A 10,657-nucleotide genomic window follows, 5' to 3' on the forward strand; every position below is an offset into this window, starting at 1 on the left:
ACCCGCACACCCTGGCCCTCCAGGACGGTCAGCAGACCGTCCAGAGCCTCCGCGTCACCCGCGATCACCGTCGACGTCGGACCGTTGACGGCCGCGACCTCGACACCCTCGACAAGGAGGCCACGGATCTCGGCCTCCGGCAGAGCCACCGAAGCCATGCCACCCGCACCGGACAGAACCCGGCCGATCGCCTGGCTCCGCAGAGCCACCACACGCGCCGCGTCCTCCAGGGACAGCGCACCCGCCACGCACGCAGCGGCGATCTCGCCCTGGGAGTGGCCCAGGACCGCGTCGGGGACGACACCGGCCGCACGCCACACCGCCGCCAGCGACACCATCACCGCGAAGCTCGCCGGCTGGATCACATCGACCCGCTCCAGCAGCTCCGCATCGGCATCGCCGCGCAGGACATCCGTCAGCGACCAGTCCACGAACGGCGCCAACGCACGCTCACACTCAGCCACCCGATCCGCGAACACCTGGGACGAGTCCAGCAGTTCCCGGCCCATACCGACCCACTGCGCACCTTGACCCGGGAACACGAACACCGAACGACCGCGAGCGGTGGCGTCTCCGCCCACCGTCACACCCGGCGCCGACTCGCCACGCGCCACCGCGCCCAGACCGGACAGCAGCTCGTCACGCGAACCCGCGACCACCACCGCACGATCCGACAGCACCGCACGACCGGAGGCCAGGGCCCCCGCCACGCGGGCCGTCGAGACGGTCTCGCCGCCCTCGATGTACGCGGTCAGCCGCTGCGCCTGCCCCGCCAGCGCCCGCGCGCCCTTCGCCGAGACGACGAACGGGAGCACCGCATCGCTCTCCACCTGGAGGGGCAGCTCGGCCTCGGCCGGCGCCTGCTCCAGGATCACGTGCGCGTTCGTCCCGCTCGCGCCGAAGGAGGAGACACCGGCACGGCGCGGACGTTCCGTCTCCGGCCACGACCGCGACTCCGTCAGCAGCTCCACCGCGCCCGCCGACCAGTCCACCTGCGAGGTCGGCTCGTCCACGTGCAGCGTCGCCGGAAGCACGCCGCGGCGCATCGACTCGACCATCTTGATCACACCGGCGACACCGGCCGCGGCCTGCGCGTGCCCGATGTTCGACTTCAGCGAGCCGAGCCACAACGGCCGGCCCTCCTCGCGGCCCTGACCGTACGTCGCCAACAGCGCCTGCGCCTCGATCGGGTCGCCCAGCGTCGTACCCGTACCGTGCGCCTCCACCGCGTCGACGTCCGCCGTCGTGAGACCCGCACCGGCCAGCGCCTTGCGGATCACCCGCTGCTGCGCCGGACCGTTCGGAGCGGTGAGGCCGTTCGACGCACCGTCCTGGTTCACCGCCGAACCCCGCACCACCGCGAGGACCTGGTGACCGTTCTTGCGGGCGTCCGAAAGCCGCTCCAGGAGCACCACGCCCACGCCTTCGCCCCAGCCCGTGCCGTCGGCGGAGGCCGCGAAGGACTTGCAGCGGCCGTCGAGCGAGAGGCCGCGCTGGCGCGAGAACTCCACGAAGGCGTCCGGGCTGGACATGACGGTGGCTCCGCCGGCGAGGGCCATCGAGCACTCGCCCTGCCGCAGTGCCTGCGCCGCCAGGTGGATCGCGACCAGCGACGACGAGCACGCCGTGTCCACCGTCACCGCGGGACCCTCGAAGCCGAAGACGTAGGAGACGCGGCCCGAGGCCACGCTGCCGGCGGTGCCGGCCATGACGTAGCCCTCGACGCCCTCGGGCGCCTGGCCCAGTCGGGACACGTAGTCGTGGTGCACGATGCCGGTGAAGACGCCGATGTCCTTGCCCCCGGTGGACCGGGGGTCGATGCCCGCACGCTCCAGCGCCTCCCAGGAGGTCTCGAGGAGCAGCCGCTGCTGCGGGTCCATGGCGAGGGCCTCGCGCGGGGAGATCCCGAACAGGCCCGCGTCGAACTTCGCCGCGTCGTGCAGGAATCCGCCGGTACGGGCGTAGCTGGTGCCCTGGTGGTCCGGGTCCGGGTGGTAGAGCCCGTCCAGGTCCCAGTCCCGGTCGATGGGGAAGCCGGAGATCGCGTCGCGCTTCTCCGCGACGAGTCGCCACAGGTCCTCGGGGCTCTCCACGCCGCCCGGGAGGCGGCAGCTCATGGCCACGATCGCGATCGGTTCGTTCAGGTCGGACGCGGGCGCCGCGGCTGTCGGGGCGCCGGCCGCGTCTTCTGCACCCAGGAGTTCGGCGAGGAGGTGTCCGGCGAGCAGGGCGGGCTTGGGGTAGTCGAAGACGACCGAGGCGGAGAGTCCCTCGATCCCCGTCGCGTGGGCCAGCCGGTTGCGGAGCTTGACGGCCGCGAGGGAGTCGAAGCCGAGGTCCTTGAAGGAGCGGGTCCGGTCGAAGGCGTCGGCCGTACGGTGGCCGAGGACGGCGGCCGCTCCGGATTCCACGAGGCCGACCAGAAGGCGCCGCTGTTCCGTGGCCGTGAGCCCGGCCAGGCGCTCGGCGAGCGAACCGGCGGCTGCCGCGTCGCGCGTCACCGCACGGCGGCGGACGTCCCCGGCGGCGGGCGCCGCGGCAGGAACCTCAGCCGTTGCCGGCGCGGCGGCCGCTGCCCTCTCCGCCGCCGCTCCCCCGGCCCTCGTGCCGAGCTCAAGCGGGCCCATGGACGCGACGGGCGCGCCGGTCGGGTCCGCGAGCTCGACCAGGTGACGGCCCTGTCCCGCGGGCGTGATCCGTACGCGTACGGATGTGGCACCGGCCGCGTGGACGACGATCCGCGCGCAGCGGGCGAGGTCGCCCGTCTCCGTCGAGCCGCCGGTGGCCGCGACGAGCCTCAGCACGGTGTCGAGGAGGACCGGGTGCAGCGTGAACCGCTCGGCGTCGTCGAGGAGGTGGTCGTCCAGCGCCACCTCGGCGAAGGTGAGTTCGCCGTCGTTCCGGACGGCGCTCACGCCGGGCAGGCTGATGCTCGACGCGTCCGCGGCGGACGACCAGGCCGTGAGGTCGAAGGCGGCCTCGGGCATCCCGGCGGCCAGCACACCGCTCACGTGGCGCGTCCAGGCCGGACGGTCCGAGCGGTCCGCCCGGTCCGCGTCCGTGCCCTGGAGGCGGCTGTACACGTGCACGGTGCGGCGGCCGGTGGAGTCGGCGCCGCCGACGGCCACCTGGACCTGGACGGCCGCGTGCTCCGGCAGCACCAGGGCGTTCTCCACGACCAGCGCGTCGAGGGAGCCGCAGCCGACGGCGTCGCCGGCGTCGACGATCATTTCGAGGAGTGCCGCGACGGGGACGGTGAGGCCGTCGTGGAGGCCGAGGAGCCGGCCGTGACGGCCGGCCGACAGCCGTGCCGTGTGGACGGTCCCGCCGTCGCCGGGCAGCTCCGTGGGGGCGCCGAGCAGCGGGTGGTCCGCGCCGCCCGTCCCGACGGCGTCGGCGTCCAGGGCGCGGTCGAGCCAGTAGCGCTGGTGCTGGAAGGCGTACGTCGGCAGATCGGTCCTGGCCTGGCGCGGCTCTGCGTACAGGGCGTTCCAGTCGAGGGTGATGCCTCGTACGTGCAGTTCGGCGAGGGCGGTCAGGACGCTGACGTCCTCCGCCTGGTCGCGGCGGAGCGTGGCCACGCAGGCGGACGTGCCGGCGTCCGTGTCGGTGTCTCCGAGCGACCCGAGGGCCATGCCGGTGAGGACGCCGCCGGGTCCGAGCTCCAGGTACGTCGTGGCGCCCAGGCCGTCCAGGGTCGCGACGGCGTCGGCGAAGCGCACGGCGTGGCGGACCTGGTCCACCCAGTAGTCCGGGGTGCCGAGTTCGTCCTCGGCGAGGGCCTTGCCGGTGAGCGTCGACACCACGGGGACGGTGGCCGGGCGGTAGTCCAGGCCTTCGCAGACGGCACGGAACGCGTCGAGCATCGGCTCCATGAGCGCCGAGTGGAAGGCGTGGCTGACCTGCAGCCGCCGGGTCTTGTGGCCCCGGGCGGAGAACTCGGCCGCGGCGGCCAGCACTTCGGTCTCGCTGCCGGAGATCACCACCGAGTCGGGGGCGTTGACGGCGGCGACGCACACCGCGCCGGTCCGGGAGGCCTCGGCGAGGAGGGAGGCGACCTCGGCCTCGGTCGCCTGGACGGCGACCATCGCGCCGCCCGTGGGCAGTGCCTGCATCAGCCGGCCGCGTGCGGCGACCAGGGTGGCGGCGTCGGCCAGGCTCAGCACGCCCGCGGCGTGCGCGGCACTCACCTCGCCGATCGAGTGTCCGGCGAGGAGGTCCGGTCGCACGCCCCACGACTCGTACAGCCGGAAGAGCGCGGTCTCCAGGGCGAACAGCGCGGCCTGCGTGTACATCGTCAGGTCCAGCAGGGCCGCCTCGGGCGACCCCGGGGCCGCGAACACGATGTCGCGCAGCGGGCGGTCGAGGTGCTCTCCCAGCCGCTGCTCGACGGCGGCGCAGGCGGCGTCGAAGGCGTCGCGGAAGACCGGGTGGGTCGCGGCGAGTTCGCGGCCCATGCCGGCCCACTGGCTGCCCTGGCCGGTGAAGAGGAAGGCCAGCTTTCCGGCGACCGGGGTGCCGGTCACCGTCCCGGGGGACGCCTCGCCGCTCTCGGCGAGGGCGCGCAGGTCGGCGGCGAGCCGGTCCCGGTCGGTGGCGACGAGGACCGCCCGGTGGGCGAGCTGCGCACGGGTGGTGGCCAGCGAGTACGCCGTGTCGGCGACGCTCAGGTCGGGGCGGCCCTCGACGAAGGGGGCGAGGCGCCCGGCCTGCCCGCGCAGCCCGTCGGCGGTCCTGCCGGACACCGGCACGAGGACCGTCCGGGCCTCCGGTGCGGACCCGTCGGCGGCGTCGGTCGCCGTCTCCGTGTCCGCCTCGCGGCCGGCCGGACGGGAAGCGGTGTCCTGCTCCAGCACCACATGGGCGTTGGTTCCGCCGATGCCGAAGGAGGAGACGGCGGCCCGGCGCGGGTGCTCGGTCTCCGGCCACGGCCGGGACTCCGTCAGGAGCTCCACCGCACCCGCGGACCAGTCGACATGGGTGGAGGGCGCGTCCACGTGCAGGGTGCGGGGCAGCAGCCCGTGGCGGATCGCCATCACCATCTTGATGACGCCGGCGACGCCCGCCGCCGCCTGGGTGTGGCCGAGGTTCGACTTGACCGAGCCGAGCCACACCGGACGGTCCGCGGGGCGGTCCTGGCCGTACGTCGCGAGGAGCGCCTGTGCCTCGATCGGGTCGCCCAGGGTGGTGCCCGTACCGTGCGCCTCGACGGCGTCGACGTCCGACGGCGTCAGGCCGGCGTCGGCGAGGGCCTTGCGGATGACGCGCTGCTGCGCCGGACCGTTGGGGGCGGTCAGGCCGTTGGACGCGCCGTCGGAGTTGACCGCCGAGCCCTTGAGGACGGCCAGGACCTGGTGGCCGTGGCGTCGTGCGTCCGACAGCCGCTCCACCAGCAGGAGGCCGGCGCCCTCGGACCAGCCGGTGCCGTCGGCGCCGTCCGCGAAGGCCTTGCACCGCCCGTCCGGGGCGAGACCGCGCTGGCGGGAGAACTCGACGAAGGTGTCGGGGTTGGCCATGATCATCACGCCGCCGGCCAGGGCCATGGAGCACTCGCCCCGGCGCAGCGCCTGCGCCGCCAGGTGCAGGGCCACGAGCGAGGACGAGCACGCCGTGTCGACGGTGAGGACCGGTCCCTCCAGGCCGAGGTGGTAGGCGATGCGGCCCGAGAGCACGCTGCCCGAGCTGCCGGTGAGCCGGAGGCCCTCGACCTCCGGGGATCGGTGCAGGAGCAGGCTGTAGTCGTTGCTGTTGATGCCGGCGAACACGCCGACGTCCTGGCCGCGCAGGGAGGTCGGGTCGATGCCGGCCCGCTCGAAGACCTCCCACGAGGTCTCCAGGAGGAGCCGCTGCTGCGGGTCCATGGCGAGCGCCTCCTGCGGCGAGATGCCGAAGAACGCGGCGTCGAAGCCGGCGGCGTCGTCGAGGAAGGCGGCGTGGCGGACGTAGGTCGTGCCCGCGTGGTCGGGGTCGGCGTCGTAGAGCCGCTCGGTGTCCCAGCCGCGGTCCGCGGGGAACTCGGTCACCGCGTCGGTGCCCTCGCTCACCACCCGCCACAGGTCTTCGGGGCTCGCGATGCCGGCCGGGAAGCGGCAGGCCATGGCCACGATCGCGATCGGCTCGTCGGCGGACGCGCGGGCGTCCGCACCGGTGGTGGCGGCGGTGCCACCCGGCTCGATCCCCAGCGAGCCGAGGAGCATGACCCGTACCTGCCCGGCGAGCAGGGCCGGGGTCGGGTAGTCGAAGACCATCGTCGGGGAGAGCCGCAGGCCGGTGGCGACGGCGAGGCGGTTCCGCAGTTCCACGGCGGTCAGCGAGTCGAATCCGGCCTCCTTGAAGGCCCGTTCCGACGCGACCGCGTCCGCCGTGGCGTGCCCGAGGACCTCGGCCGCGTGGCGGCGTACGAGCGCCACGAGGGTCTCGGTCTGCTCGGCGGCGCCCAGCGAGGCGATGCGCTCGGCCAGGGAGCCGGAGTCCGCGGCGACCCGGGCCGCCGGCCGCGGCGAGGGGGCCAGACCGCGCAGCAGCGGGGCCACGGGGCTGCTCGCGGCCCGGGCGCGCAGGGCACGGATGTCGAGGTGGGTGGCGACGAGCAGGGAGTCGTCGCTCCGCAGACCGGCGTCGAAGAGCGCCATGCCCTGCGCGGCGGACAGCCCGTTCATGCCGTTGCGCTTGTTGCGGTGGAGGTCGGCGTCGGCGAGGTGCTCGGTCATCCCGCTCACCTCGGACCAGTAGCCCCACGCGAGCGAGAGGGCCGGCAGGCCGAGGGTCCTGCGGCGGTGCGCGAGGGCGTCGACGAAGGCGTTGGCCGCCGCGTAGTTGGCCTGGCCCGGGTTGCCGAGCACGCCGGCGGCCGAGGAGAACAGGACGAACGCCGCGAGGTCGAGGTCCCGGGTCAGCTCGTGGAGGTGGAGCGCGGCGTCCGCCTTGGGCCGCAGCACCGTGTCGATGCGCTCCGGCGTCAGTTCGGAGACGACGCCGTCGTCGAGTACGCCCGCGGTGTGGACGACGGCGGTCAGCGGGTGCTGCCCGGCGGCGACGGTGGCGAGGAGACCGGCGAGTTCCGTACGGTCCGCCACGTCGCAGCGCGCGATCGTGACGGTGGCTCCGAGGGCGGTCAGCTCCTCGGTCAGCCGGGCGGCGCCGGGGGCGTCGGGGCCCTGCCGGCTCACCAGCAGCAGGTGGCGGGCTCCGTGTTCCGTGACGAGGTGGCGGGCGACGATGGCCCCGAGGGTGCCCGTACCGCCGGTGATCAGGACCGTGCCCTCGGCGTCGAGGGGACGGGCGGCACCGGCGCCGCCGGTCCCGGCGGCCTCGCCGGCTCCGGCGCCCGTCGCACGGACGAGACGCGGGACCTCGGCCACGCCGGCGCGGATCCGCAGCTGCGGCTCGCCGGTGGCCAGCGCGGTCGCGAGAGCGGTACGGGAGCGGGCATCCGCGTCGGTCTCCACGAGGACGATCCGGTCGGGGTGCTCCGACTGGGCGGACCGTACGAGCCCCTGGACGGCGGCCGTGGCGGGCTCACCGCTGTCGGCCGTCAGCACGACGAGCCGCGTGTCCGCGAGGGCGGGCCGGGCGAGCCACTCCTGGACGACGCCCAGCGCCGCCGTGGTCGTGGAGCGGGCGTCCGGATCGGCCGGGTCCACCTCGAACAGCAGGTGGGCGGGGGCCGAGCCCGGCGCGGCGGCCACGGCGGCGACCTCGGCGGCCGAGGTCACGTACGGGGACGCGGCGGAGCCGGTGGCGGCGGGCGTCTCCGGCAGCGCGGTCCAGGCGACGCGGAACAGCGCGTCGTGCGTCAGGGCGTCGGCGATCGCCGTCTGCTCGGGCGTGTACGGCCTGCCGGTCACACCCGCGACGGACATCACCGCACGGCCGCTCCGGTCGGCGAGTTCGAGCGAGCCGGCCTCGCCGGACGTGCTCCGTGCACGCACCTTCAGCGCGGAGGCGCCCGACGCCCTCAGCGAGACACCCGTCCACTCGTACGGCTGCATGCCGTCCGCGAGCGCGACGGCGACGGCCGCGTCCAGGAGCGCGGGGTGCAGGCCGTACCGGTCCGCGTCGGTGACGCCCTCCGGCAGCGCGATGTCCACACCGGTGGTGTCGTCGGGGGCCGCCGCGTCCAGGGACGAGCCCGGCGCGAGCATGCCGTCGGCGTGCCGGACCCACTCCTCCCGTGCGTCCGCGTTCTCGGCCCGGGAGTACAGCTGGACCGCACGACGCCCGGCCTCGTCGGCACCGCCCACCGTCAGCTGGAGGGACCGGCCACCGCTCAGCGGCAGAACGACGGGGCGGTCGACGGTCAGCCGCTCCAGAGTGGGCGCGCCGACCTCGTCGCCGACCTTGAGGGCCAGCTCGACGAGGGCGGCACCGGGCACCACGACCACGTCGGCCACGGCGTGTTCGGCGAGCCAGGGCTGCGTCCGCAGGGACCAGCGCGAGGTCGTCACGAAGCCGTCGGAACCGGGAAGCCCGACGACGGCGCCGAGGAGCGGGTGGTCGGTGGAGGCGAGACCGACGGAGGCGACATCGGTGTCGGCACCCGTCATCTCGATCCAGTAGTGCTCGTGATCGAAGGCGTACGTCGGCAGATCCACGCGCGGAACGCCGACCACGCCGGCAGGCAGGACGGCCGTCCAGTCGACGTCGACACCGCGCACGAACGCCTCGGCCAGCGACGTCAGCATGCGCCGCATGCCGCCCTCACCGCGACGCAGCGACCCCACGAGGACCAGATCGGCCTCGGCAGCATCGGCGATCTCCGTCACCGGCTGCAGGATCACCGGATGCGGGCTGACCTCGACGAAGACGCCGAAGCCCTCACCGATCAGGGAACGGACGGCGGGCTCGAAGCCGACCGTCTGGCGCAGGTTGCGGTACCAGTACCCGCCGTCGAGAACACCCTCGGACTCGATCCAAGCACCGTCCACCGACGAGAAGAACGGAATCTCCGGGGCCAGCGCCGTGACACCGGCGAGCTCGGACGCCAGGACCTCCTCCACCGCCTCGACGTGACGGGTGTGGGACGCGTAGTCCACAGCGACCCGCCGCACCCGGACGCCCTGGCCCTCCAGGACGGTCAGCAGACCGTCCAGAGCGTCCGCGTCACCCGCGATCACGGTCGACGTCGGACCGTTGACCGCCGCGATCTCGACACCCTCGACCAGCAGGCCACGGATCTCGGCCTCCGGCAGAGCCACCGAAGCCATGCCACCCGCACCGGACAGAACCCGGCCGATCGCCTGGCTCCGCAGAGCCACCACACGCGCCGCGTCCTCCAGGGACAGCGCACCCGCCACACACGCAGCGGCGATCTCCCCCTGAGAGTGACCAAGCACCGCGTCGGGCACGACACCCGCCGCACGCCACACCGCCGCCAGCGACACCATCACCGCGAAGCTCGCCGGCTGGATCACATCGACCCGCTCCAACAGCTCCGCATCGGCATCCCCGCGCAGGACATCCGTCAGCGACCAGTCCACGAACGGCGCCAACGCACGCTCACACGCGGCCACCCGATCCGCGAACACCGCCGACGAGTCCAGCAGTTCCCGGCCCATACCGACCCACTGCGCACCCTGACCCGGGAACACGAACACCGAACGACCCGGAACAGCGGAACGACCCACCACGGACTCGCCACGCGCCACCGCACCCAGACCGGACAGCAGCTCGTCACGCGAACCCGCGACCACCACCGCACGATCCGACAGCACCGCACGCCCCGACAGCAGCGAAGCGGCCACACCCGCCTGCGACACCGTCTCGTCGCCCTCGACGAACTCCGCCAACCGCCGTGCCTGCTGGGCAAGGGCGGCAGCGCCCTTCGCCGAGACGACGAACGGCAGCACGGCATCGCCGTCGACCGGCGACGACGGCAGCTCGGCCTCGGCCGGCACCTGCTCCAGAATCACGTGCGCGTTCGTCCCGCTGACGCCGAACGACGAGACACCGGCACGGCGCGGACGCTCCGTCTCCGGCCACGACCGCGACTCCGTCAGCAGCTCCACCGCGCCCGCCGACCAGTCCACCTGCGCGGTCGGCTCGTCCACGTGCAGCGTCGCCGGCAGCACACCGTGCCGCATGGACTCGACCATCTTGATCACGCTCGCGACACCGGCCGCGGCCTGCGCGTGCCCGATGTTCGACTTCAGCGAGCCGAGCCACAGCGGCAGACCGTCCTCGCGGCCCTGCCCGTACGTCGCGAGCAGCGCCTGCGCCTCGATCGGGTCGCCCAGCGTCGTCCCCGTACCGTGCGCCTCCACCGCGTCGACGTCCGCCGACGTCAGCCCGGCGGCGGCCAGCGCCTTGCGGATCACCCGCCGCTGCGCCGGGCCGCTCGGAGCGGTCAGGCCGTTCGAGGCACCGTCCTGGTTCACCGCCGAACCCCGCACCACCGCGAGGACCTGGTGACCGTTCTTCCGGGCGTCCGACAGCCGCTCCAGCAGCAGGACACCGACGCCCTCGGACCAGCCCGTGCCGTCGGCGGCGTCCGCGAAGGACTTGCAGCGGCCGTCGGTCGCGAGGGCGCGCTGGCGCGAGAAACCGATGAAGGAGTCGGGTGTCGCCATGACGGCCACACCGCCGGCGAGGGCCATCGAGCACTCGCCCTGCCGCAGCGCCTGCGCCGCCAGATGGATCGCGACCAGCGACGACGAGC

Annotated in this window: 1 protein-coding gene; it reads right to left on the bottom strand. The window is 74.2% G+C overall.

The genetic code is table 11. The annotated features are described in order from the left end of the window. A partial coding sequence (locus IE237_RS40155) for a type I polyketide synthase (RefSeq protein ID WP_189807170.1) occupies positions 1–10,657 on the bottom strand: 10,657 nt, incomplete at both ends.

Origin of the sequence: Streptomyces tanashiensis, from assembly GCF_014648895.1 — a bacterium.
Lineage (GTDB): Bacteria > Actinomycetota > Actinomycetes > Streptomycetales > Streptomycetaceae > Streptomyces > Streptomyces tanashiensis.